The organism is Nonomuraea sp. NPDC004580, from assembly GCF_040609855.1.
Classification (GTDB): Bacteria; Actinomycetota; Actinomycetes; order Streptosporangiales; family Streptosporangiaceae; genus Nonomuraea; species Nonomuraea salmonea.
This window is the reverse complement of sequence record NZ_JBEXLH010000010.1, coordinates 115060-137160: the sequence shown is the minus strand read 5'-3', so window position 1 is coordinate 137160 and position 22101 is coordinate 115060. Positions and strand designations below refer to the sequence as shown.

Annotated in this window: 27 protein-coding genes; 8 read left to right on the top strand and 19 right to left on the bottom strand. The window is 65.2% G+C overall.

Annotated elements, in window-relative coordinates; genetic code table 11:
• Nucleotides 1-72 precede the first annotated feature (72 nt).
• From ABZW11_RS13965 to ABZW11_RS13945, 5 genes are read right to left on the bottom strand one after another with little or no spacing between them, the layout of a single operon-like run.
• A complete protein-coding gene (locus ABZW11_RS13965) occupies nt 73-234 on the bottom strand; it encodes a hypothetical protein (protein WP_355416160.1) in 162 nt (53 codons plus the stop codon).
• Nucleotides 235-248: 14 nt separating this feature from the next.
• A complete protein-coding gene (locus ABZW11_RS13960) occupies nt 249-590 on the bottom strand; it encodes a hypothetical protein (RefSeq protein WP_355416158.1) in 342 nt (113 codons plus the stop codon).
• Nucleotides 591-605: 15 nt separating this feature from the next.
• A complete protein-coding gene (locus ABZW11_RS13955) occupies nt 606-1244 on the bottom strand; it encodes a DUF2637 domain-containing protein (RefSeq protein WP_355416156.1) in 639 nt (212 codons plus the stop codon).
• A gap of 19 nt (nt 1245-1263) precedes the next feature.
• The gene (locus tag ABZW11_RS13950) at nt 1264-2583 is read right to left on the bottom strand and encodes an FtsK/SpoIIIE domain-containing protein (protein ID WP_355416154.1); all 1320 of its coding nucleotides are present in this window, start codon (nt 2581-2583) and stop codon (nt 1264-1266) included.
• On the bottom strand, nt 2576-2905 hold the full coding sequence (locus ABZW11_RS13945; protein ID WP_355416152.1) for a hypothetical protein: 330 nt from the start codon (nt 2903-2905) through the stop codon (nt 2576-2578). Before ABZW11_RS13945 ends, ABZW11_RS13950 begins: the two co-directional genes overlap by 8 nt.
• 110 nt (nt 2906-3015) lie before the next feature.
• Here ABZW11_RS13945 and ABZW11_RS13940 point away from each other — a divergent pair, with 110 nt between their 5' ends.
• On the top strand, nt 3016-3375 hold the full coding sequence (locus ABZW11_RS13940; protein ID WP_355416150.1) for a winged helix-turn-helix domain-containing protein: 360 nt from the start codon (nt 3016-3018) through the stop codon (nt 3373-3375).
• On the opposite strand, the gene ABZW11_RS13935 is transcribed toward ABZW11_RS13940, so the two are convergent.
• Nucleotides 3335-3526: a hypothetical protein gene (locus ABZW11_RS13935; protein ID WP_355416148.1), complete on the bottom strand. Its 192-nt coding sequence runs from the start codon at nt 3524-3526 to the stop codon at nt 3335-3337. The genes ABZW11_RS13940 and ABZW11_RS13935 overlap by 41 nt on opposite strands.
• Nucleotides 3523-3726 carry a hypothetical protein gene (locus ABZW11_RS13930; protein WP_355416146.1) on the bottom strand — a complete coding sequence of 68 codons (204 nt, stop codon included), beginning with the start codon at nt 3724-3726 and terminating at the stop codon, nt 3523-3525. Before ABZW11_RS13930 ends, ABZW11_RS13935 begins: the two co-directional genes overlap by 4 nt.
• Nucleotides 3727-3878: 152 nt before the next feature.
• Between ABZW11_RS13930 and ABZW11_RS13925 the strand changes: the two genes are divergently transcribed.
• Together ABZW11_RS13925 and ABZW11_RS13920 are read left to right on the top strand one after the other, a co-directional pair.
• Nucleotides 3879-4619, top strand: coding sequence for an XRE family transcriptional regulator (locus ABZW11_RS13925; RefSeq protein ID WP_355416144.1), 741 nt, complete (start codon nt 3879-3881; stop codon nt 4617-4619).
• 2 nt (nt 4620-4621) lie between these two features.
• The gene (locus tag ABZW11_RS13920; RefSeq protein ID WP_355416142.1) at nt 4622-5098 is read left to right on the top strand and encodes an NUDIX domain-containing protein; all 477 of its coding nucleotides are present in this window, start codon (nt 4622-4624) and stop codon (nt 5096-5098) included.
• On the opposite strand, the gene ABZW11_RS13915 is transcribed toward ABZW11_RS13920, so the two are convergent.
• From ABZW11_RS13915 to ABZW11_RS13905, 3 genes are read right to left on the bottom strand one after another with little or no spacing between them, the layout of a single operon-like run.
• Complete coding sequence (locus ABZW11_RS13915; protein ID WP_355416140.1) at nt 5066-5632, bottom strand: HD domain-containing protein; 567 nt, start codon at nt 5630-5632, stop codon at nt 5066-5068. The genes ABZW11_RS13920 and ABZW11_RS13915 overlap by 33 nt on opposite strands.
• A 47-nt stretch (nt 5633-5679) precedes the next feature.
• Entirely contained in the window at nt 5680-6159 is a 480-nt protein-coding gene (locus ABZW11_RS13910; RefSeq protein WP_355416138.1) for a GntR family transcriptional regulator, read from the bottom strand.
• 4 nt (nt 6160-6163) lie between these two features.
• Nucleotides 6164-6517 (bottom strand): hypothetical protein, encoded by a 354-nt coding sequence (locus tag ABZW11_RS13905; RefSeq protein WP_355416136.1) that lies wholly within the window; start codon nt 6515-6517, stop codon nt 6164-6166.
• 148 nt (nt 6518-6665) lie between these two features.
• On the opposite strand from ABZW11_RS13905, the gene ABZW11_RS13900 reads away from it, so the two are divergent.
• Nucleotides 6666-7397 (top strand): XRE family transcriptional regulator, encoded by a 732-nt coding sequence (locus ABZW11_RS13900; RefSeq protein WP_355416134.1) that lies wholly within the window; start codon nt 6666-6668, stop codon nt 7395-7397.
• A 210-nt stretch (nt 7398-7607) separates the two neighbouring features.
• On the opposite strand, the gene ABZW11_RS13895 is transcribed toward ABZW11_RS13900, so the two are convergent.
• The gene (locus ABZW11_RS13895; RefSeq protein ID WP_355416132.1) at nt 7608-8117 is read right to left on the bottom strand and encodes an SLATT domain-containing protein; all 510 of its coding nucleotides are present in this window, start codon (nt 8115-8117) and stop codon (nt 7608-7610) included.
• Nucleotides 8107-9243: an RNA-directed DNA polymerase gene (locus ABZW11_RS13890; protein ID WP_355416130.1), complete on the bottom strand. Its 1137-nt coding sequence runs from the start codon at nt 9241-9243 to the stop codon at nt 8107-8109. Before ABZW11_RS13890 ends, ABZW11_RS13895 begins: the two co-directional genes overlap by 11 nt.
• Before the next feature lie 1455 nt (nt 9244-10698).
• Between ABZW11_RS13890 and ABZW11_RS13885 the strand changes: the two genes are divergently transcribed.
• From ABZW11_RS13885 to ABZW11_RS13875, 3 genes are read left to right on the top strand one after another with little or no spacing between them, the layout of a single operon-like run.
• Complete coding sequence (locus ABZW11_RS13885; protein ID WP_355416128.1) at nt 10699-11379, top strand: hypothetical protein; 681 nt, start codon at nt 10699-10701, stop codon at nt 11377-11379.
• Nucleotides 11372-13462 (top strand): hypothetical protein, encoded by a 2091-nt coding sequence (locus ABZW11_RS13880; protein ID WP_355416126.1) that lies wholly within the window; start codon nt 11372-11374, stop codon nt 13460-13462. Before ABZW11_RS13885 ends, ABZW11_RS13880 begins: the two co-directional genes overlap by 8 nt.
• Before the next feature lie 59 nt (nt 13463-13521).
• Nucleotides 13522-15555: a hypothetical protein gene (locus tag ABZW11_RS13875; protein ID WP_355416124.1), complete on the top strand. Its 2034-nt coding sequence runs from the start codon at nt 13522-13524 to the stop codon at nt 15553-15555.
• 324 nt (nt 15556-15879) lie between these two features.
• Here ABZW11_RS13875 and ABZW11_RS13870 read toward each other — a convergent pair whose 3' ends face one another.
• The 4 genes from ABZW11_RS13870 to ABZW11_RS13855 all read right to left on the bottom strand — a co-directional run bounded on the left by ABZW11_RS13870 (nt 15880) and on the right by ABZW11_RS13855 (nt 18931).
• The gene (locus ABZW11_RS13870; protein WP_355416122.1) at nt 15880-16536 is read right to left on the bottom strand and encodes a hypothetical protein; all 657 of its coding nucleotides are present in this window, start codon (nt 16534-16536) and stop codon (nt 15880-15882) included.
• 2 nt (nt 16537-16538) lie between these two features.
• Nucleotides 16539-16922 (bottom strand): hypothetical protein, encoded by a 384-nt coding sequence (locus ABZW11_RS13865; protein ID WP_355416120.1) that lies wholly within the window; start codon nt 16920-16922, stop codon nt 16539-16541.
• Between the two features lie 518 nt (nt 16923-17440).
• Entirely contained in the window at nt 17441-17971 is a 531-nt protein-coding gene (locus ABZW11_RS13860) for a hypothetical protein (RefSeq protein WP_355416118.1), read from the bottom strand.
• A gap of 135 nt (nt 17972-18106) precedes the next feature.
• Nucleotides 18107-18931, bottom strand: coding sequence for an MBL fold metallo-hydrolase (locus tag ABZW11_RS13855; RefSeq protein WP_355416116.1), 825 nt, complete (start codon nt 18929-18931; stop codon nt 18107-18109).
• A gap of 44 nt (nt 18932-18975) precedes the next feature.
• On the opposite strand from ABZW11_RS13855, the gene ABZW11_RS13850 reads away from it, so the two are divergent.
• A complete protein-coding gene (locus tag ABZW11_RS13850) occupies nt 18976-19410 on the top strand; it encodes a MerR family transcriptional regulator (RefSeq protein WP_355416114.1) in 435 nt (144 codons plus the stop codon).
• A gap of 733 nt (nt 19411-20143) precedes the next feature.
• Here ABZW11_RS13850 and ABZW11_RS13845 read toward each other — a convergent pair.
• From ABZW11_RS13845 to ABZW11_RS13835, 3 genes are all read right to left on the bottom strand, one after another.
• The gene (locus tag ABZW11_RS13845) at nt 20144-20374 is read right to left on the bottom strand and encodes a hypothetical protein (protein WP_355416112.1); all 231 of its coding nucleotides are present in this window, start codon (nt 20372-20374) and stop codon (nt 20144-20146) included.
• Nucleotides 20375-20842: 468 nt separating this feature from the next.
• Complete coding sequence (locus ABZW11_RS13840) at nt 20843-21109, bottom strand: hypothetical protein (protein WP_355416110.1); 267 nt, start codon at nt 21107-21109, stop codon at nt 20843-20845.
• 127 nt (nt 21110-21236) lie between these two features.
• Nucleotides 21237-22073 (bottom strand): SDR family NAD(P)-dependent oxidoreductase, encoded by an 837-nt coding sequence (locus ABZW11_RS13835; RefSeq protein WP_355416108.1) that lies wholly within the window; start codon nt 22071-22073, stop codon nt 21237-21239.
• Nucleotides 22074-22101: the final 28 nt, after the last annotated feature.

Sequence of the window (22101 nt, the reverse complement as noted above, 5' to 3'; positions counted from 1 at the left end):
GGCAGCGGGCGTTGTCGGAATCGATGCCGGTTCCGTTGCAGGTGCAGCAGCGGTAGTGGATCACTTCCTCGGTCATGTGGGTGGCTTTCTGCTGGTGGTGAGGTAGATGCGCCAGTGGTGGGGGCGGGCGCGGTCTGGGTAGGCGCGGGAGACGCCTATGACGGTGAAGTGCAGGCGTAGGCGGAACAGGGCGTCGACGATCTCGGCTCGGGTGCCGTCGATGCGGATGCGCATGAAGGTGCTCCTGGTCAGGCGGCGGGTACGGGGTCGGGCTGGATGCAGCCGCGGTAGCTGCTTTCGGCTTCGTGGCGGGCGCGGGCGGTGGCCAGGACGGCAACGGCGCGGTACTCGATCGGGCCGAACATGCGTGAGGTGGCGTAGTGGCCGCGCGAGCCGCCCTCCTGGTCGATGTCCGAACCGAGGACGGGGGCGATCTGGTCGATCTCGGCGCTCTGGGCGGCGTCGCTGTCTTGGCTGGGGAAGTAGTAGACGGTGATGTAGGGCGGGACGGGCAGGTCGGGGTGGGCTTCGAAGAAGGCGGCCAGGTCGAGCAGGCCGTTAATGACAGCGGTGCGGTCGTCGTACTCCATGGGTGGGTTCTCCTTTCAGGCGGTTCGCAGGGTGCGCATCAGGTCGGTGGCGAGTTGGCTTGAGACGCCCAGGTGGGCACGTAGGGCGTCGTCGGTGATGGGTTTGCCGTGTTTGGCGTGGTGGTCGTCGGCGACGCGGCGGGCGTAGTCCACGAGTGCGGGCGCGAGGGCGTTGGCAGGTTCTTCCTCGGGCTGGGTGTGGACGAGTTCCGGGGCCGGGACGGAAGCCAGGACGGGCGAGGACGTGTCCGGCTGCGTGGCCGGCTGGTCGGATTGGCCGGCGCGGCGTTCCAACATCGAGATGGCGATCAGGAACGCGGCGGCCGGGGTGGCGGCGGTGATCCAGCCCCAGATCGTTGGGTCGGCTTGGGCGAGGTTGGCGGCGAGCGATAGGGCGATGCCGCCGGTCAGGACGAGGACGGGCCAGGAAGTCGGGCCGCGCCGAAGGCGGCCGGTCTTCTTGTCGCGTTGGCGTTCGCGGGCGGCCATGACGCAGGTCAGGTCGATGCAGACGGCGACGGCCCAGGACATCCAGCCGGTTTGGCCGTGCTGGCTGGCGGTGTCGCGGATGTGGGTGAACGATCCGGCACCTGCGATGGCGGCCAGGACCATAACCGGGCCGGTGTCGAGCAGTCGGCAGGCGTAGCGTCGCATCGTTCCTCCCTTCGTTCGTTCAGGCGTTGATGGGTTGAGGTAGGTGAGTGGTGATCTCGTCCCAGGACGGGGTGAGGTGGGCGTGGGTGCGGGCGGCGCGTTCGGCGGTTTGCTCGGTGACGTAGAAGGAGCGGGCGCGGTACCACTGGCCGTCCTGGCCGGCGACGATGGCGACGCCGGGTGTCTCGGCGGCGATGGAGCGGGCCGAGACCAGGGCGGCGGGGTCGAGGTCGCCGAGGGTCATGGTGGCCGTTTCCGGGTCGTTGACGCGGTGGCAGATGCGGCCGGAGCACTGGGCGCGCAGGGCGGTGACGCCGGGGCCGAGGTCGGAGCCGATGCGCTGGCCGCAGCAGAACAGGTAGATGCTGAACGCGCGGCCGAGCTGGGCGACCCGCAGGAGCGCGGTGGAGGTTTTGGCGATCTCGTCTTTCTCGGACTTGTCGGCCATCAGGTACAGCTCGGCCAGCTCGTCCACCAGGACCACGATCGGGACGGGGCGCAGAGCGGGCGGGAGTTGCCAGATGTTGCGGGCGCCGGCCTGGCGGCACAGGCCCATGCGGTCGATCATCAGGCCGACGAGGTCGGTGAGCAGGCCGACCGATTCGGCCCGGGAGGTGGCCAGGGCCGACAGGCGGGGCGCGTACGGCGTGAACTCCACACCGCCCTTGAGATCGAAGCCGACCAACGCGACTGGTTGTGGCGCGAGGCCGACGATCAGGGCGTTGGCGAGGTTGGACTTGCCGGACTGGGTCGCCCCCGCGTTGATCCAGTGCGGCACCGTACGGAAGTCGATGATCCACGGCTTGCCGGTCTCCAGCCGTCCCACCACGACCTTGAGCAGTTCGGGTGAGGGTGGGAGGTCGTCCACTTTGACCAGCGGGTCGCGCATGGTGGCCATGAGGACGACGCGGCCGGGCCGGGGTGAGGAGACGCGGATGGCGTGGACGCCCCAGGAGTGGGCGAGGCGTTCGGCGGCGTCGGCGTAGTCGCCGGGTGTCTGGCCTTCCAGGGTGTGGAGGGTGACGCGCCAGCCGTGCCGGGTCGGCAGCGGTAGCCACATGAACGGTTTGGTGTCCACGGCGACGCGTTGCCACCTGCGGCGTACGCGGACGATCCCGGTCGAGGCGATCGCGCCGGGCACGGTGGTGAACCACCAGCGCTGCCGCTTCTTGGTCAGGCCGCAGCCGAGGGCGACCCGCCGCCAGGAGGCTCGGACGGTCAGGGCGACCAGCGGGAAGCCGCACACGAGCCAGAAGGACGGGCGGTGATAGCGGCGCCAGGCCCACAGTCCGGCCGCGACGGCGGCCAGGACTGTGAGCACGTAGAGCGCGTCACGCATCGGCGGCCTCCCGGATGGGGAGCAGGGCGTTCGCGCGGTAGGCGATGCCCCAGCGGCCGGCGATCTCCCAGACGTAGCCGAGCAGGCCGACGGCGTTGACCTGGTCGCCGACGCTGATGGGCGGTTCGCCGGTGATGCCGATCTTGACGAGTTCGATCCGGCCGAACTCGTCCTCGACCGAGACGGTGACCTCGTAGACGGTGTTGCCGTTCTTGTCGGTCTTGATCTCGCCGGTGTCCTTGTTGAGCACCCGGGGACGCGGGGCCTTGACGCAGGTGATGGCGAGCTTGCTGACATCGACAGGGATCGGGACGGAACGCATGGGCTGTGACCTCCTCTTTCGTTGTGAGCAACATAGTTAACCTAGTTGGCTCGGTTGTCAATGTTCCCTCGGTTGGCCAGGTCGAACATTCGTGGTGAGATAGATGGGCGATGGTCAGACACACCGGGCAGCCCGCCTACCTCCAGATCGCTGACGACCTGCGCGCGCAGATCCGCGGCGGGTCTCTTGCGCCCGGCACTCCGTTGCCGTCCACGGCCAAGCTGGCGGAGCAGTACGACGCGTCCCTGTCGGTGGTGAAGCTCGCCGTGGGCGTCCTGCGTACCGAGGGCTTGGTGATCGGGCAGCAGGGCAAGGGCGTGTTCGTACGCGATGCCGAGGAGCCGCCGGCCGGTGGTGACGAGCTGGCCGAGCTGCGCGCCACCGTCGAGGACCTGTCGAGGCGGCTGGCGAAGGTCGAGGAGCAGTTGGCTACGTCCACGACACGCCGTTCCGGACGTAGCAGCCGGTGACCTTGCGCGCCAGCGACGCCGAAGCCCCGGCCGGCGCCTGACGCAGGCTGAGCCGCTTGTCCTCGCGGCGGATGCCGACCAGGACGGTGACGTACCCGGCCACGAGCGCGACGCCAAGCAGCCCGGCGATGATCAGCGGGATCGTACTCATGCCCACACCACCCCCGCCTGAGCCGGGCCACGCGGGGGACGGCGGGTCTCCGAGCGGCGGTTACGGCGGTTCCTGGCCCGCTCCTTGCGCGCCCAGCGAGCCCGCGCCACGCACTTGCGGCAGCGGGTCTGGCCGTGGGTGAGGGCGTTGCCGCACTCGCAGGCGGGCGTCTCGCCCGGGATGGCGATCTCGATGTTCATAGGTGCATCTCCTCCTTCGGTCGGTGCCGTTGTGGCGTTGTGCAACCGAGGATGCGACGCAGCGTTAGGACGAGATCACTACACGACGGGACATGTTCAAGACGTCCGGCCTACGATGGCCAGGTCCCGGGACGTCCCTTGGAGCAGGTGAGATGGCGAACGAACGGCTACGCGCGGCGCTGTTGCAGAAGGGCGTGAGCGTCGCGGATCTGGCCGAGGCGATCGAGGTCGATCCCAAGACCGTCGAGCGGTGGATCACCAAGGGTCGCGAGCCGTACCGTAAGCACCGGTTTGCCACAGCTTCGTACCTGGGTGTGGACGAGACGTACCTGTGGCCACAGGCCCTCTCCCGCGAACAGGTCGTCGCCGCGTCCGAGAGCGAAGTCCTCGCCATCTATCCGCACCGCTGGGCTGTGCCCCGGGACGCGTGGGGACGTCTGTTCAGCGGGGCGTCCGAGGAGATCGGCGTGCTCGTCTACAGCGGACTCTTTCTCGCCGACGACGCCGCCATGGTGCGCCAGCTCGGGGACAAGGCGCGGGCCGGCGTACGGGTGCGCATCCTGCTCGGCGACCCCGACTGCGCCGAGGTCGCCCAGCGGGGAGCGGACGAAGGCGTAGGGGACGGCCTGGCCGCACAGATCCGTACCGCGCTCGTGCTCTACCGGCCGCTGTACGGGCTGAGCAACTTCGAGCTACGGCTGCACCGGACGATCCTGTACAACTCGATCTACCGCGCCGATGGCGACTTCCTGGTCAACATGCACGTGTACGGCAACCGCGCTGCCAACGCCCCCGTCCTGCACCTGCGCAGGGTGGCTGGCGGGGAGATGGCCACCACGTACGGCGAGAGCTTCGAAAGGGTCTGGGACGGGGCCGTCCCCGTAGAGTCCTGATCATGGCCAAGCGCATCGACTACTACGACGACCCCTCCGCGCCCGAGCCCAACAGCCTGGTGCCGTCCGTGAACGTCATCGTCACCAACGACGCTAGCGACCTGTTGATGATCCACCGCACGGACAACGACAACTGGGCCGTACCCGGCGGCGCGATCGATCTGGGCGAGTCCATCCCTGCGGCGGCCGTGCGCGAGACGGTCGAGGAGACCGGCATCACGTGTGAGATCACCGGCCTGGTCGGCACCTACAGTGACCCCCGCCATGTGATCCTCTACACCAGCAACGGCGAGGCCCGCCAAGAGTTCTCCATCGTCCTGACCGGCCGCGTTGTGGCAGGCGAGCCGACTCCGAGCGACGAGTCCCGTGAAGTCCGGTGGGTACCCCGTGACGGGGTCCTGTCGTTGCCGATGGACCGATCGATGCGGATGCGGATCGAGCACTACCTAGCCGGCGTCGGCCTCCCGTACATCGGCTAGCGCCGCTTCCACCGACCGCACCGACGACACGATGCACGGCGTGGCATCCGTGATCGACCGGCTCACCACATGCTCCGGCCCGTACCGCGAATGGATCTCCGCCAGCCGATCGAGCACGTCCAGGTGCCGGCCATCCGGCCCGGTCGTCATGTCGCAGTACGTCAACGCCCGCGCCAGATCCGCCCGCTCCTGCTCGAACTCCTTCACCAGCACATCCAGCAGATCCCGCTGCCGAGCCTCATTGTCCGCACACGAGTGATACGCCACCAGCCGGCACAGCTGCTCATCCGCCTTGACCACGTCCCGCAGGTACCGGGCACCGTCGAGCTGATGCATGCCGGTGCTGACGAGGTCCGGGGCGTAGCCGATGTCATGCAGCAGACAAGCCGCGATCAACGTATCGGTCTCCGCCCCGAGAACCCCGGCCAGCGACTCAGCCTGCTCGGCAACGCCTTGGGTGTGCGCCCACCGCCGAGGCAGCGTCGTCTCCAACAGGTCCTTGGCCAGGCCGTATGCCCATTCGCTATGTCCCACGCGGCCCACGATAGGCACCACATACGGCCCGAATCACCGCGAGAAGGCTAGACGTCCTGAGACGTCTCCCTGTCCCATATCAGGACGAACCGCCCCCGCCCATGCGCCGCCGCCACCAGCCCCTCCCGCTCCAGCACGCCGAGAGCCTGCCGTACGGTGGTCCGCGACGCCGTGAACCGCCGCCGCAACACGGCCTCACTCGGCACCTGAGCACCCGGAGGAAGGTCCCCCGCCTTGATCGCCTCCCGCAACCACGCCGCGATCACCTCATACCGGTAGGCGGTCGGCGTGCCCTCCGCAGCCACCCTGCGCCCCTTGGACGGAACAGTGACCAGCAACCCCTCCTCCTCCAGGACCGCCAGCCCCCGCCGTACCGTGTTCCGCGCCACCCCGAACTCCCGGCACAGCTCCGCCTCAGAGGGCAGCGCCTGACCAGGGGCGAACTCACCCGACCGGATCCGCTCCCGCACCCGATCAGCGATCTGAACGTAAACCCGCCCCCCGGTCAGCCACCCCCTCGAAGTCATCGACTCAGCCGCGGTAAGCATCGAGCAGCTTGCTCAGCTCAACGCGCAGGTCCCCCTGCTCACCCTCCGCCCACCCCGCCTGAGCGGCCTCCTCGATCCGATCCACCGCCGTGGCCATCTGCAGGAACGACACCCGCTCGTCCTGCTGATCCCCCCAGTAGAACCAGCAGAACGGCAGATGCACGAACACCCGCCGCACCCGCCCCCCGCCGTCGGTCACATCCAGCGCCGGCCGCCCCTCCTGCGTGACGACGAACACCCGCGTGACGCCCCGCTCATCGAGCTGCTCTCCCAGCGCAAGCAACAGTCGTTCCGCGTACGCCCGCTGCTGCTCCTCGATGCTCTGACTCTTACGCACCCTTGCCCTCCCTGATGTCCGTTGCGGTTCCGTGCGTCGAGCTTGGCTCCGCACCCCAGGGCAGGAACACCGCAACTAGGGGACGTCTAGGGACGTCTGATGCTAACGTCGCAGCACAGGGTCGTACTGCGAGAGGAGCAGGCCGGTCATGAACAACAACCTCCGCTACGCACTGGCCGCAGCCCGCCTCACCACCACCGACGTAGCCGCAGCCCTGGCCGTAGACCCCAAAACCGTCAGCAGATGGCTTAACGGCCGCACCCCCTACCCCCGCCACCGCTGGGCCATCGCCGACCTCCTCAACATCGACGAGGCTGACCTATGGCCAGAAGCCAGCGCCCCGAGGTGTCAGCCTCTCGCCAACGGCATCCACGCGATCTACCCCCACCGCTGGGCCATTCCCCAGACCGTCTGGCGCACCCACTTCAACAGCGCCGTGAACGAGATCGACATCCTCGCCTACAGTGCCCTGTTCCTCGCCGAAGACCCCGCCATCCACCGCATCCTCACCCAGAAGGCGAAGGCCGGCGTCCAAGTTCGTCTCCTTCTCGGTGACCCTGAAGGCCCGGAGGTCGCCGCAAGGGGAGAAGACGAAGGCATCGGCGCCGAGGTGATGGCAGCCCGCGTGAGGAACACCTTGGCGCTGTGCCGCCCCCTACTCGCCGTGCCGGGAGTCGAGCTCCGACTCCACCGCACCGTCCTCTACAACTCCCTCTACCGCGCAGACATCCAATTCCTGATCAATACGCACGCCTACGGCACCCCTGCAGCCATCGCCCCCGTTCTGCACCTCAGCCACGGGAAGGAGCAGGGACCGGCAAGCACCTACCACACCAGCTTCAACCGTATCTGGACCGAAACCCAGCCCTACAAGCAGTAGCGCAAGCCCCAGCAGCCACAACTACGGTCGGACCAGAAAGCAACTTCTCTCCACGTCATCAAGCCGCCGCCCGATGGGCGGCGGGCGGCTGGGCGGTCCGGGCGGGCGTGCGGCCTCTCCGGGCCGGTCCCGCCCGGCCACCCCGCCGCACCCTCGAACGCAGGCCACCCGTAGTGCTGATGATGACGATGAGTATGAAGCCAAACTCCGCTACTTCGTCACCCCCGCTTGCTTCGACTGCTCGTAGGACAGTACGCCCTGCTTTATACGCATTTGCGCACGATGGAAGAATCGGTTACCGACGAGTTCACCAGTCGAGACAATTGTGCTGTACTTTTCGCGTAGTGCGCGAACCCGCTCCTCCAAGTCCCCCTCGTCGGGGCGTTTGTGGGCGAGGGCTCGTTCGAGTCTGACCTCATGTCTGAGCTTAGTGAACTGCCTCCCTGTCTCTTTGTGAGAATTGGCCCTTTTCTCGGACCCTAGAAACGCTGCCGTGGCCGCAACAGCGCCCGAAATTGCTCCTAACGCTGCCCATTGCTTCGGGCCGCCTAAAGCCACTATGAGCGCGCTAACCGCACTAAGCAGAGCTGGAAGGAAAACGATCGCTTTACCCCAAAACTCGGCTGACTTCGCTGCCTCAAAATAAGATTGAGCCGAGTAGCTTGCATCCTCATATAGATTGTCCAGCTCGGCTAAATATGGCTTCACGTCAAGCCCCATTGTCATACCTCCTTTTCACTACAGGGAAGGGAATCTCCCCTGGATTGCTACGGAGATAGTCTGCAGTAAAGCGGATCGTGGGATCGGAATTCGATACGACTCGCAGCCACGATTCTGAGCACTGGCGTGACTCGTAGCAGGCAATGAGCATGGCTCGACGGACGCGAGGATGCGCCTCACTCTGGAACTCCTGACGAAGACCAGCTGCTTCGCCAGATGAGGAATTCAGGCCCAGATAGCGTGCAGCAAACTCACGCACAAAGCTTTCCTTATTCTTGTCCAGCAATAAGCGCCAAGCGGCATCGATAGCCCTCTTACCTTGCACGCGATTTCTGATCATGTAGATCAGCAGATGCTGCTCTGCATACGGATATATAGTTAACTTACTATTAGTGAGAAGGTCGACGACCGCATCCCCTAGTTCTGGTCGACGCATATGAAAGTGACTAAGATACAGCAGCGCCTCGCGGGCAACATGAGGGATTTCCCCCATATTCGCGAGCAGCCAATCGACAGCTCGAGCATCCTCGATGCGGAGGAGTTGAGTGAAGGCGAACCTTAGATCACGAGGATTCGGAGGGTCTTCCTTGCTGATTCTGTCGAAGAAGCTTCGCAACGCATCAGGAGCCCAAGGGGCGGCGATGTCGATTCCGTAGCTTATCGCATCCTTTTCCTTATCCTCAAAATGAGCCTGGATCTCACGTCCAGCCATGATCTTTGTTTTTGGTCCGGATAGATTTAGGTGTCGATAGCGAAGTAGGCGGTTCGCCTTGAGCAACACTTCACGAAGGGTGATCCAATCATCTCCGAAAATATAAATGTCGTCGGAATATCTAAAATGCCGATGCCCAAGTCGAGCGATTTCCAGATCTAATGGCATCAAATATAGGTTTGCCAGCAAACCGGAAGCGTCCGACCCTTGCGGGATTCCCCATGCATGACTAAGTCCATTGAAGGCGCGTAGAAAGTTTTCCAACGTGTCTTGCGACCACGAGGGAATGGCTAGGCCCATCAGGTCAGTGAAGAGTATGTCGATATCGATGTGCTCATAGTAAGCGGTGATGTCGGTGCGTGCTAGCAATAGCGACGGATGCTTTTCGTGCAGGGTTCGGCCTGCTCGCTGCATCCGAAGCCACATTCCTCCCGGCCCAAGGAGTCGTTGCTGTCGCTTCCACCATCTATAGCTATATACCCCTCTAGGAACAGCTGTCTCAATGGCATTAGCTGCTGCAAATACCGCCGTGTCATATATCAGCCGGTGTGTCGTATCAAGCCGTGCGAGTGGGCGCACGTTTAGTCGGTCTTTCGGGAGGTCTACGATCTCCACATGTGCTGGAGAACAGTCTCCGGAAATAATGCTGCGGACGACATTTTCCCTGTGGGACTCCCAGCTCATGGCTATATCAGCATGGTCAATCAGATCTGGCAGATCTATATCACCACTCGACCTTCCCAAGTGGTGCCAAGCGATATCTGCAGCCTCTGCTATAGCGCTCTCCGTAGCGGGGTCCACTATTTCAACCCCCTAGCGCAGCTTCCCTGTGTCCACAATGACATGAGCAATGATAACGGCTCTTCCATCACCGGCTGCGCTTGTGGCTAAGAGCCGGTCCTCGCAAACGTTTGATAGAGCACCTTTCCTCTACAAAAGGTGCATAGCGCCCTATAGCGGACAAAGCAATATTTGTTCGCTGAGGTCGTGACGATCGCTCACTTCGGTCCCCACCCCGGCGGCTGGGGCGATCGCTGCCGCAGATCGACTTCGTCGATCTTTGCCACCGGTTTGCGGGGTGCTGCTTGTTCGTTGGGACTCCCTCTATCGAGGGTCACCGAGGATGAGCCGGAACCATCAGCAACGAACTGCCGTGTGGCCTCAAGGGCCGGCGAAGGCGTGCACAGGTATGTCGAACCGCGTGATCCTGTGAATCAGCTAAGCGCCGCTGTGGGCGATAGACAGTGATGCAAGCACACGCGAACTCCTGGAGGCGGTATCGCTCAGGCGCACGCGCTGTCGAATCGAGATCGAGGCGAACTCAAGCCAGGGCAGCGTCTTTCCTCGGAACTTGACCTCGCGAAGCAGCACGGTGTAGCCAGGATGACCGCTCACCGCAGGTGAAGGAGCTGCGCGAGCGTGGCCTCATCCGGAGCGTTCATGGGAAGGGCACCTACGTGCAGCAGGCCAACCCTCCTGCTGATGACGCCGAGGGATGAGCTGTGCTGTACAGCAACCTGTACAGCAACGCCGACTCACAAGGCCGCACGGCGATCACCTGAACCTGCTGCTCGCGCTGCCCGAGAACTGATCGACATGCGCTTTGCCTCGTACTACGGATCAGAAGGTTAGGGGTGCGAGTCCTCTCGGCCTCGCACAGCAGCAAGGCCCGCTACCAGGGGTTCCTGGGGAGCGGGCCTTCGCATTTGCCGGGACAACCTTGCGATCTTGCTAACACCCCTGGTAACACGTGCCCTCTTCCCTCTCGCCGACCGACTCGGCGAAGATGTCGGTTGCCAATGTACACCTTTCACTTCGAGTTCCCTGCAACCGGTTGATCGCTGCCCGCGTCGTGGCTACTTTGTGTGAGTGTCTGCAGATTCTGAGGGCGATCGATTTTCTGACGCAATCCGACTGCTGCTGCTCATCGCGGCCGTGGCCGACCCTGTTGGCACTCCGGTTGGGCCTGATGTCCCGGCGAACGCGGTGGCCGTCGTGCATGCAGAGAGCCGCCTGCAGAAACTCGACTTCTGGTTGAGAAACCCCGACTACCTCGCTGATGAGCTGTTGAACGACTACGAGCGCAGCGGCGAGATGATCCTGTTGGACTTGGCGGGTAAGATCCTAGATTCGGACGAACCCGAAGTGTGCGCAATCCCGATGCTGCGATATCTGTTTGGAGCGTTCGAATATCTTGATCAGGCATTGAGCGTGCTGGCCGCCCCGCGCCTAGTGGTCGTCCGGCAGCGCCGGAGCCAGACCCGCGTCATCCAGGACAGCTACTACCTGACCAGCAAGGGCCGCCAAATCGCCGATCAGGCCACTGCCCAATTCCCCGAACTGGCCTGGTATACCGAACGAGCACTGTTGGTGCGCGCCTTGGCTGAGGCGACCGGTCATACGGCGCTCGCGCTGCGCAACCGCCAGTACCTACAGCGTGACTACGCCGAGACGCCGCTGGGAGAAATCATTCCATCGATCGCTGACCGGGCGCGGGAGCGGCTCAGCGCACTGCGCGAAGCGACCTTGCAGGGGGCCGTCCATGAGTGAGGACCTGTCTGTTCCGTCGGAGAGCGAGCTGCACCGGCGCATTACCACGAGGCTAGGCAACGCCGATCTCGAGGAGGTAACTGCGATCCTCGCCGCACACGGCCTCGATCTGACGCCCCCGCTGCCGGCCCGCCGTGAACTGGTGGTGCACCGCCTGTACTGCGAAGGGGTCAAGCACACCGGGACCGCCGCCAAGGACGGCCCGTTCACCCTGGACATTCCACTGGGGCCGGGGCCGTGGGTGATTGCCAGCGAGATCAACTCCGCGGGGAAGTCGAGCGTTCTGTGGGCGTTGAGCTTCGCGTTGCGCGGCGAGGGATTTCCGGGGTTCCGTCGGCCCGAGACGGTCGGCTGGTTCCACTACGTGCGCGCCGACGTAGAGGTCGGCGGGGTGGCGGGGTCGATCCGGCTAACTTTCGAACGACCTGGCCGCCCACACGCGCGTCTTCTGAGCGCCAACAGTTTGCCCGCTCTACTAACCCTTGAGGGCCGCAGTGAGGAGGGGCCCGGTGTGCGTGTGGTGTCGGAGGCCGAACCACCAGAGGTCGAGGCGCTGATCAGCCGTTTCATGATGGACAGGCTCGGCCTGCGCCCGATCTCGGTGTGGAGGGCTGAACCCGGCGCGCCCAAGGGTGAGGATGGGCAGCGGGACAGCACCGAGGATGTGCATGGTTGGCCAAGCTTCTTCTACGCGCTGGCGCTGAACTCGGCCAACGACACGATCCTTCTGGGGCCCACGACGGTCGGCCAGCTGCCAGTGCGGCTCATGCAACTGTTCCTCGACGTCCCCTACGCCTCAGAGCTGACGCGCCTTGTAACCGCACGCAAAGCGGAACTGCAGGAGGAGAGCAGGGTCGCGCGACGCGCCCACGAAGATGCCCGGGCTCGGGAGCAGAAAACCGAGCCGCTGCGCGCTGCGCTGGCCGACGCCCAGCAGCGGCTGCGCGACCTGCGCAACGCACAGCCGGACATCACCGCGTTGCTGCAGACCGTAGAACGCGCGGCGACCAAGGTCGTCGCCTGCCAGGACGCTTATCAGATCGCGGCTGGCCAGCTCGAGGCCGCCCGCAAGAACAGGCTGGCCGACCAGCGGGCAGCCCGGCGCGCCCGCCAGAGCAGCGCCGCGCGACTGCTCCTGGGTGCCCTGGATCCCGAGGCATGCCCGCGCTGCGATCACGACATAGATGACGCCCGCCGGGCCATCGAGGACACCGACCACCGATGCTCCGTCTGCGCCAACCCGTTGCCGGACGAACCAGATGATCCGGAGGCGGCGCAAGCGGCTCTCACCCGCATCGATGATCGTCTGGCCGCCTCGCAGGCTGCCGAGAGCCGCTCCAAAGCGGCGGCGGATCAGGCCGCCCACACGCTGAAGTGTGCTCGCACGGCCTATGCGGAGGCAACCGCGGCCCTGACCGCGGCGCAGTCCAATGAGGTGTTCACCCTGGTGGAACATGCCAAGAATGAGGTGTTTCAACTGCAGGGCGCGTTGATGCTGGCGGCAGGCGAGACCACCGGTGCACTTCCCGCACTGGCCGCGATCTTGTCCGAGCCCGCCCAGCCGACCCGGCCGGCGGGGCAACAGCCGCTCACTGACGAGCGGGTCCTGGCCGTAGCCACCGAGGTCGTCAAAGAGGTCGTCGAGACCCACAGCCGGGCTCTCTTCACCGAACTCAACGGTGAAATCCTCGGAATCGCCGCAGCGTTGGGCGTGACCAACCTCGGTAGCGTCAACCTCAACCTGGCTGGCCACCTCAACGCAATCAAATCCGGCGCCAAGCACCCTTATGCGTCCTTCAGCCCCGTCGACCGGCTTCGGATGAGGATCGCGGCCGTCGTCGGAATGATCCGTGTCGGACGCCGCCGGGGCATCGCTTCCCACCCCGGACTCCTGCTCATCGACGCCCCCACTGCCGATGAAGTCGTCCCGGAAACAGCCCATCAGGTCATTCAGACGCTTTACGACACCGGCAACGACATTCCCGGCATGCAATTGATCATCACTTCGATTGAGAGCGCCGTCTGGGACATCTTCCCCAGGGACCGTATCGTGACGGGGATCGACGGTCGCGAACTGTTCTAGGGAGACAACGCCACCAGGACCGGCGGGGCAGGACGGGAGGGAGGGACAGCGTGCACCCCATGGATCAGCGCATCACCGTGTGGGCACGCAGCATCTCGGCCGATGCCCGCCGCAACGGGCCGACACTGACCGACCTCGGCGGCAAGGACGAGGTCTTGGCCGCGGCAGACTACTTCACCAACGGGCCCTTCCTCGACCACCTTGTCCTGGCGCTCGCCCACCAGCCGGAGCACGAGCCGGGAGATGAGGGGGAACTCCACGACCTCCTCCTCACGGCCCTGGCGACCACGCCCCAGCACGCGGCCTTCGCAGGCGCTGTCGACGCCCTCACCCATCGCCCTGCTCTGGCGCGTGCCCTGGGCGTCCGGCTGGCAAAGATCCTTCTACGCCGCCTCACAGACGCCCGGGACGCTGGCGACGACCCCGCCGCCGCTCTTATCGGGGCTGAGGCCGCAGACTTCCTCGTCCAACTGGCGCTGTCACAGACGATCAGCCCCGCCCGGCTACTGGGTGCCATGGACGAGGTCACCGAAGACCCTGCCATGCTGCCGGTCGAGTTCGCTGCCCGCCTGCCCCGGTTGCTGGGCGTCCTGGACGCCCACCACCCCGCGGCCGGCCTGTACGAGGCCCTTGAGCGGTGCCTGCCCTTCGACCACCTCTTCCGTGACGCGGCCTTTGAGCTCGCGCTGGCCGATATCCGGACCGCGCTGCAGCAGCACGACTATGCCACGATGGCCGACCAGCTCCGCGACTGTCGACAGAGGTTCACCGAACTCACAGCGGTCGACCCCGACCGCATCGACGCCCAAATCTACCAGGCGGGCATCGACGGCCTGCTGGGCTTGTCCGCCCCGGACGGCCCGCAGCGGGTCGCCGCCGCGGCAGACACACTGCGGCAGAACCTACAGCGATACCGTTCGTGGCGAATGCGCACCACGACCCCGTCCTGGGCCAGCGGCCGCCAAGACGACATCACCGCCTGGGCCCAGCTGACAACGCTTCTGGACCAGGCGGCCCGGCATATCGGCCACGACGACCCCTGGTATGGCGACGGGCACGACATTCTCACCGCCCTGCTGGCCGCCTACACAGCCCACCACACCGTGCTCGTCCTTACCGACACCCCGGCCATGCCCGTCGTGGAGACCCTCGTGGCTCCCGTCATTGAGGACACCTTTCTGCAGCAGGAGAACCGCAGACGAACTCTCGAATACGCCCTCACCCACGAAGAGGACCTACGCGACGACCCGGCCGCTCAGCGCCTTTACGCCGCCTTGTCCGCCCGGTCGACCGCCCTCAGCGGAAGCGACCCCGCCCTTCCTCCGGCCGATCGGGGAAAAGAACGCCGCTGGCGGCAACTCGCGCGCCAGCTTCCCGACTACTTCCCGATCCTCGCCAACCAGACCCCTGACGATGTCCTGGACAAGCTAGAACTCGCGCTGCGTGACAGCGATGATTTCGCCTCCTCAATCGCCGATCCCAAGTACGTGCGGTTGATGAACGGCCTGATCACCCGGCTCCAGACCTCCCGGGACTGGATACCCGGAATCGCCGAGCCGTTCCAGAGCCTGCTGGACGCCACCGTCCGCTACACATACCTGTGCTACGACATCGGCCGGAAGATGGGCGGTGGCTACACCGAGTTCTTGCGGTTGCGTGACAAAGACGGCAAGAAGCAGAAGGTCGACGAAGCGCTCTTCCACCAGCATTACCGGGAGGTCCTCACCTTCTCCGCACTGTTCAGGCAGGTGCACTCTGAAGTCATCGACAAAGCCGGCGGCCGCGCTGACATCCTGTTCACCTTCAACACCGCGCAGTTCAACGTCGAGTGCAAGATCGAGGAAGACGACGCGAGTGAAACCGGGCTTCGCACCTACGTGGCCCAAGCAGCCGAATACCAGAACACCAGCGCCGCGTTTGCCATACTTCTCGCCCTAGACAAGACCGTCGCCGCCGAAGGCGCCATCAACCTGTTCGACAGCATCTGGATCGAAACCGTCCAACGGCCCGGCGAGACCACGCCCTGCCACGTCATCATCGTGCGCGTCCCTGGAGGCCGGGACAACCCCAACCTACTTCGCCCAGGCCCTTGACGGCCAGAAGACGTCTACAGCGTTTAGCGGTGTTTCGCCCGCATGCGCCCCGATTGCCCGGAATTGGCGGCCCGGTGCAGGCGAAGGTTGTGATATTGCCGGAAGGATCTCAACTGGGTGATCCAAATTTTGCCTTCTTGACGAAGGCATGCAGCAGTCCGTTCGAGATCGCAGCCGATCCTCCGTGGGAGCCATCACGCCATAGTCGAAGACGCGGTGATTATCTGCCTTGGGGTTGAGTGACTATGTGAATGCGCCCAATAACCCCTGGCCGCAGCGGACTGGCTCCCATGCGCTAGCGCATTCGGCTCTCTTTAGACATGGCTAGCGCTGTATCAAGTAAGCAAGCAAAGCCATGCCGGCCAGAAATCCGATTGCGAAGGCGTAGAAGGTGGGCTTCCAGTTGACAACTATCTGTGCCGGTGGTGGAGTAACGACTCCTTCAACTCGATCCGCGTGAATTCTTATACTGTCGACCGCTTTGTTCAGTCGATCTATCAGGCTGTTTCGACCATGCGATCCAGTCAGGTTCCTCAGAGTCTCGGTGACGCTTGCAAAATCAACTAGTGCTCGCTCCATTCGGGCGACCACTTCGTGGGCCCCACTGATTTCTCTGCCGGCATCCAGAAGTGTTCTGGCGACATCCCCATTTATATGTTCACCTGCGACACGCAGGGAGTATGCAACATCTTCGTTTATATTCCTACCGGCAATCAGGAGGGCATGTGCCACATCCTCATTGATGTTGCGGGCGGCGTACTCGAGAGCGTTGACAACATCGGGCGATACCACGCCATCCCGCAGAGCTTTCCGTAGGAGCCGTGCAAGAGCTGGTGCCTGTTTAGACAGCTTTTCAAGTATTGCATGCGTTGCCGGATCGATGGCGTTGATAGTGCCGTAGTTATTTCGACCGATGAAAGTCCCAGAGCCGTGGTTATGTTGTTCGATGCGTGATGGATTTCCCTCTGACGGTACGACCATCGTTAGGATTCCCTGGGCGTTGTTATGCCACCGTAGTTGTCCCGGCCAATGAAGGTTCCTGAACCGTGATTGTGCTGCTCGCCGACGATCATCCCCTCCACCGCCGTGGGCGCGGACTGAGCGATGTCCTCGAGGTCGGGCAAGACCTCAGGGTGCTCGGCCAGGTATGCAGCGAGGTGCACACCCCACCGAGCTCTTACATCGGTCTCAGAAGCTGCTCGTCGAGCAAGAGCGGCCGAGTCCTCCTCTGCGGCACGCAGGGATCTTGATCGCTCCTCTTCGGTTCCTCCCCGGAAGATGCGCTTGATTCGGGAACGGACGGCGTCTACCTGGCCATTGAGCATGTAGGCAACCAGATTGCCGGCTGCGCCGGTAATGATCGCCATCGTCGTTGGGTCTAGCATCCCTCGGACACTCCGATCGACACTTGAGCTAGTAGCTGATCCAATAATCACCCAGGCTTCACTATAGAGCTGGGGAACGACAAATTATGTGCCTCTGTCCCGATGTGAACGCTGACAGAGTCAAGTGCCGGGGGGCCGACACCCCGATGAGGACCGTTCCGTCGGCGTTCGCTGAGATTCAGAATGCAGCGAAAAGGTGATACCAGTGGCCCATAGGTATAGGACCAGGTCACGAGCCCGATCGCGGCGTCGGCCCAGGCGCGCGGATCTGATTCGGAGATCACCCGAATTTTCGAGCACACCAGGCTGAGATACGCCTTCAATGCCTTCTCTACGAGAGCACGCCTAACGAGTCGATAGGGGATCTTGCTAACGCTGTTGCTAACAACGCCCCTGGACGATGATGGACGACCGTGGGAGCCGATCAAGTCGTAGGTGGCGCTGAGCAGGCGTTTGTGTTCCCGGTAACCTCTTGTGGACGATCGCGAACTGGCTACGGATCAGAAGGTTAGGGGTTCGAGTCCTCTCGGCCGCGCTTCAGGTAGAAGGCCCTTCGGGATGATCCCGGAGGGCCTTTTTCTTGGCCGTACAGCAGCGTCGTACAGCAACGGCGGCTTGCCCCGGCGCCGGCCCTCGCGCCAGCCCGCGACGACGAACAGGACGGGCAGGCTGACGACGAACCACGGCCAGACGAACGCGATGGCGTCGAAGATCCAGCGCAGCGTGTCCCGGCACCACCGGAACACCTCGATGCCGTCGCCGCCGGTCGCCCACACCAGCGCGGCGATGAGCGGGATGAGGACGGCCATCGCGAGCAGCACGACCACAACCACCTTCAGCAGGCCCATAAGCATCAACGGCAACTCCATGAGGCGCGCGCGATGCTCCCTCATGGCCTGCTGCTTCCGGTCCATCCACGTGGTCAGGGCCTCGGCGTTGCCGGTCTGCTCGGCGACGCGGATCTGCCGCCGGTGCACGCCGAACGTGAGCCCGTCCCAGATGCGGACCAGCCAGGAGTGCCAGCCCTGCACACGGGGAAGCGCAGTCGACCGCGCGCCGCAGTCCCGATGCCCAGCGGCAAGGATCAGGCCGCGTGATCACGCGTCGCTCCGGTGGTGGCGCTCCGTCTCGCGCGACAGATCCGGTTGCCGCATGATCCTGTGAACCTACTGCAGCACCGAGGGTTGCCCGGGATGACGGTAGTGATGGAGCTCCCAGGGGTCGTGGGCGCTGAAGATCGACACCTGGTCGCCGTGGCGGCGGAGGAGTTCGCGTAGCCGAGCCTGAGTGCCGAGCCTGAGATCGTGGTGAACTTCTGAGCTGGTTTGCACTAGATCCAGGAGCGGGTGAGGCTGGGGGGTGTCACCGAGTTCCCGGTGGTAGTAGTAGGCGTCACCGCAGTGCAGGAGCCAGCGGTCGCCGTCCTGGACCGCCACTCCGGCGTGGCCGGCGGTGTGGCCGCCGAGCGGGATCAGGCGGATCTGCGGCGGAAGGCCCTGGGGCTGCAGGGAGGCGAAGCCGAACCAGTCCTCGCCGGGGCCGGTGGGATAGGTCACCCAGTTCGGGTGGTGTGCCCAGTGGGCCGGGCGGTAGCGGAAGCTGGGCGCCTGACTGGTCGCGGCTTCAAGCTCGGCCGCCAGAACGTGAACCTGGGCGGTGGGGAAGTCGGGCAGGCCACCGCAGTGGTCCACATCGAGGTGCGTCACGATGATGTGGCGTACGTCGCCGGGGTCATACCCCAGCCGGGCGATCTGGCGTATGGCGGTTTCCTGCTCGTCCAGCAGGGGCTGGGCCATCTCGACCCAGTCGGCGCCGAGGGTATGGCTGGGGTCGCGTACATCGTCCAGGCCGAGACCGGTCTCGATGAGGACCAGTCCTTCGGAGTCGGTCTCGACCAGCAGGCAGTGGTTGACTGCGTGCGCGGGGGCCGGGCCCGGGTAGGTGGCTTCGATCTGCCGTACGGACCCGCAGTTGAGGTGATGGATCTGCATGGCGGCTAGCCTGCTAGTTGAAGCGCGGTTCAAGTCAAGGAGGCATGGTGGGCGAGCAACTGCTGGACATCGCAGAGGTGGCCGAGCGCTCCGGGCTGGCGGCGTCGGCGCTGCGGTTCTACGAGAAGCGGGGCCTCGTCGCCCCGGCGGGCCGCAACGGGTTGCGCCGGACCTACCACTCCGAGGTCCTCGATCACCTCGCCTTCATCACCTGCGCACGCGGCGCCGGGTTCACCATCGCCGAGATCGCCAGATTCCTGCGGGCAACCCCCGGCGACCTGGAGCTACGCACCCGCATGATCGGCAAGGCCGAGGAACTGGAGGAAGACATCGCCCGCCTGGTCCGCATGCGCGACGGCCTCCGCCATGCCTCGACCTGTACGCACGAGCCGCTCGTGGAATGCCCCGACTTCAAGCGCACCTTCCAACCCGGCGCCCCTCCCGCCCCCCTGGGACCAGTCCCTGTAGATCAGGCTTGATCCCGAAGCGCCCTGTTCTTGCGGTGAAGGCTCCCTGCCATACGGGCCAGGGATTCCTGGGAGCGGGTCTTCGTGTTTCTCAGGACGATTCTGGGATCTTGCTAACAAGCGTCCACTTCCTCCGACCCTCGGATGGTCATCTGACTACCCTGACGATCCACGTCGGACCAGCGCAGGTGTTGGCGCGGCCAACATTTCCGGCTTTCATGAACAGAGGCCGCCGCGGTCCCCGTACCTGGTTCGATCCGATCATGACATCCAACCGACGAAGGGCCGCGCTGGCGGCGGTCCTGGGCCTGGCCGCAGTGGCTGTTCCCGTGGCCACTCCGGTGGCCTTACCGGCGGCGGCGACGGCCGTGCCGGAAACGTGTGTGCCGCCGGAACCCGGCAGTCCGGCCTATGACGACTTCGTGCTCACGTACAAGACCGAGTGCGCCTCGAAGGACAACTACGACCGGACTTTTCCGGACGTGACGGTGTCCGCGCTGGTCGACGGGCGCAACACGCTGTCGGTCACGACCTCGACGGCGCTGGCCGGCGCGATCGCGTCGGTCAAGGTGAACGAGAAGGAGTTCATCTCCAGCGGCGGCCACGGCGCGGCCTTCCAGTACGCCTTCCACGCCTGGAAGGATGGCCAGGAGGCGAGCGAGTGCTACAACCCCACGCAGGCCGGCGCCCGCAGGGACGACGACCGCAAAGCGCCGCCCTATCACGGGCCCAGCACGAGCGCGCTCTACACCATGGCCAAGTCGGGCAGCTCCATCCGTACGGAGCAGCGGCCGGCGATGTTCATGACCTTGACGGACACGCAGCCGGGCTGGGGCGGCTGCCGCCCCGCCGACCGCCAGCCGGCGCGTGTGCCGTACACGATGGGCCTGTCGCCGTACTGGCTGAGGACCACAATCGAGATGGCTCCCGACCACGACGCGAGGGGGCTGGAGAACGTCTTCCGCGCCGCCGCCACGATCACCTCGGAGGACGAGCCGTACGACCACTTCAGCAGCGCCTTCGTCGCCTACCTGCAGCCGGACTTCACCAAGGTCTACTCCTACAGCCCCCAGCTGCGGCAGTTGTCGGCGCAGCCGGCGGAGTCGCACACGAGCAAGGACCCCATGGTCCGCTGCACAGCTGACGGGGACTACTGCCTCGGCATGTACGTCAAGCCCGACGTCCAGGGCGACGAGGCGTACTACTACACGATGTCGCGCCCGCCCTCGGACTACAACGGCCACTTCGCCGAGAACACCATCCAGGTGACGAGCCCCAGCGGCGCCATGGGCAAGGGGGACGAGGTCAACTACGAGACCTACGTGGTCGTCGGCGACAAGAGCCGCGTCGAGAGCACCATGACGCAGCTCCAAAGGCGTTCAGATAGGTCACGGGAAACCTTGCCCGGCGGCCGCTCCCCGCCGGACAAGGATCGCCGGCGGTCTTACGGGCAGGTCGGCTCGCCGCTCTGCGCGGGGACGTTCACCCCGCTCCACCCCGCCCTGACCACGTTCGATTCGGCGCAGCCGGTGAACGGCGCACGCATCGCGCGCAGGGTCGCCACGCGCGCATTGGCGTGCGTCCACGGCGCCGTCTTCATGTTCAGGCCGGTCAGGAGGAACTGGCCCGCCTTGCGGGCGCCGATGCCGGTGATGGCCGCGCCGGCCTCGTTGCCGCTGCCGCCGGATGAACGTGATGTACGCGGCCACACGGCGTGCTCCGGCGCCGCTCAACGGGGCCGGGGGTGGCTTGGCCATGTGCGCACTCTACGATGTGGATCTTCAAGTGGACGCCGGCCGCCCGGATCGTCCCGGGCGGCGGGTCGGCGATCATCGACGTCAGTGATCCCCGTGGGCCTCGATGGACAGGTCCTGCCAGTCGGACCAGGTCTTGAGGCGGGCGGCGTACGCCTGCTCGATCACCGGCTGGAACCCCTTCCCGAACAGCACCCGCACCGGCGGGTTGTCGGAGTCCACGAGCTTGAGCAGGGCCTGCGCCGCGGCGGCCGGGTCGCCCGCGGGCATCTTGCCCGCCATCGCCCCGAGCCGCTGCCGGAGCCCGTCGTAGGCGGGGTCGGGCTTGGCCATGTGGCCGTTGGCGAGCGGGTCGGGGTTGTTGCCGTTCCGGGTCGCGAACCCGGCGGGCTCGATGATGGTCAGCTTGACGCCGAACTCGGCGACCTCGCCGGCGAGCGCCTCGTTCAGACCTTCGAGGGCCCACTTGGAGGCGTGGTACGCGCCCCCGAGCGGCATGGCGATGACCCCCGCGGCGGAGGACAGCTGGATGATGTGGCCGGAGCGCTGCGCCCGCAGGTACGGCAGCGCGGCCTGCGCCACCCACACCGCGCCGAACAGGTTGGTCTCCATCTGGTCGCGCAGTTCCTGCTCGGTGAGCTCTTCGACGGCGCCGATCTGGGCGTACCCGGCGTTGTTGACGATGACGTCGAGGCGGCCGAAGTGCTCGTGGGAACGCTGCACGGCGTCGAAGACGCCGGCCCTGTCGGTGACGTCCATATCCAAGGGGAGGACGGCGTCGCCGTAGGTGTCGACCAGCGCCTTCAGGCTCTCGGTGCTGCGGGCGGTGGCGGCGACCTTGTCGCCGCGCTCCAAGGCGGCCTGTACGAAGTTGCGGCCCAGGCCGCGGGACGAGCCGGTGACGAACCAGACCTTCTGCATGATGTGCTCCTTGTTTGCCGGTGTCAGC

What these genes read in the sequence shown, in the direction of transcription:
- ABZW11_RS13930 (WP_355416146.1), bottom strand. Translation starts at nt 3,726, where the DNA reads ATGAACATCGAGATCGCCATCCCGGGCGAGACGCCCGCCTGCGAGTGC.
- ABZW11_RS13855 (WP_355416116.1), bottom strand. Translation starts at nt 18,931, where the DNA reads ATGCAGATCCATCACCTCAACTGCGGGTCCGTACGGCAGATCGAAGCC.
- ABZW11_RS13890 (WP_355416130.1), bottom strand. Translation starts at nt 9,243, where the DNA reads ATGCAGCGAGCAGGCCGAACCCTGCACGAAAAGCATCCGTCGCTATTG.
- ABZW11_RS13835 (WP_355416108.1), bottom strand. Translation starts at nt 22,073, where the DNA reads ATGCAGAAGGTCTGGTTCGTCACCGGCTCGTCCCGCGGCCTGGGCCGC.
- ABZW11_RS13895 (WP_355416132.1), bottom strand. Translation starts at nt 8,117, where the DNA reads ATGGGGCTTGACGTGAAGCCATATTTAGCCGAGCTGGACAATCTATAT.
- ABZW11_RS13945 (WP_355416152.1), bottom strand. Translation starts at nt 2,905, where the DNA reads ATGCGTTCCGTCCCGATCCCTGTCGATGTCAGCAAGCTCGCCATCACC.
- ABZW11_RS13940 (WP_355416150.1), top strand. Translation starts at nt 3,016, where the DNA reads ATGGTCAGACACACCGGGCAGCCCGCCTACCTCCAGATCGCTGACGAC.
- ABZW11_RS13880 (WP_355416126.1), top strand. Translation starts at nt 11,372, where the DNA reads ATGAGTGAGGACCTGTCTGTTCCGTCGGAGAGCGAGCTGCACCGGCGC.
- ABZW11_RS13965 (WP_355416160.1), bottom strand. Translation starts at nt 234, where the DNA reads ATGCGCATCCGCATCGACGGCACCCGAGCCGAGATCGTCGACGCCCTG.
- ABZW11_RS13850 (WP_355416114.1), top strand. Translation starts at nt 18,976, where the DNA reads ATGGTGGGCGAGCAACTGCTGGACATCGCAGAGGTGGCCGAGCGCTCC.
- ABZW11_RS13950 (WP_355416154.1), bottom strand. Translation starts at nt 2,583, where the DNA reads ATGCGTGACGCGCTCTACGTGCTCACAGTCCTGGCCGCCGTCGCGGCC.
- ABZW11_RS13865 (WP_355416120.1), bottom strand. Translation starts at nt 16,922, where the DNA reads ATGGCGATCATTACCGGCGCAGCCGGCAATCTGGTTGCCTACATGCTC.
- ABZW11_RS13875 (WP_355416124.1), top strand. Translation starts at nt 13,522, where the DNA reads ATGGATCAGCGCATCACCGTGTGGGCACGCAGCATCTCGGCCGATGCC.
- ABZW11_RS13935 (WP_355416148.1), bottom strand. Translation starts at nt 3,526, where the DNA reads ATGAGTACGATCCCGCTGATCATCGCCGGGCTGCTTGGCGTCGCGCTC.
- ABZW11_RS13900 (WP_355416134.1), top strand. Translation starts at nt 6,666, where the DNA reads ATGAACAACAACCTCCGCTACGCACTGGCCGCAGCCCGCCTCACCACC.
- ABZW11_RS13870 (WP_355416122.1), bottom strand. Translation starts at nt 16,536, where the DNA reads ATGGTCGTACCGTCAGAGGGAAATCCATCACGCATCGAACAACATAAC.
- ABZW11_RS13910 (WP_355416138.1), bottom strand. Translation starts at nt 6,159, where the DNA reads ATGACTTCGAGGGGGTGGCTGACCGGGGGGCGGGTTTACGTTCAGATC.
- ABZW11_RS13960 (WP_355416158.1), bottom strand. Translation starts at nt 590, where the DNA reads ATGGAGTACGACGACCGCACCGCTGTCATTAACGGCCTGCTCGACCTG.
- ABZW11_RS13925 (WP_355416144.1), top strand. Translation starts at nt 3,879, where the DNA reads ATGGCGAACGAACGGCTACGCGCGGCGCTGTTGCAGAAGGGCGTGAGC.
- ABZW11_RS13955 (WP_355416156.1), bottom strand. Translation starts at nt 1,244, where the DNA reads ATGCGACGCTACGCCTGCCGACTGCTCGACACCGGCCCGGTTATGGTC.
- ABZW11_RS13920 (WP_355416142.1), top strand. Translation starts at nt 4,622, where the DNA reads ATGGCCAAGCGCATCGACTACTACGACGACCCCTCCGCGCCCGAGCCC.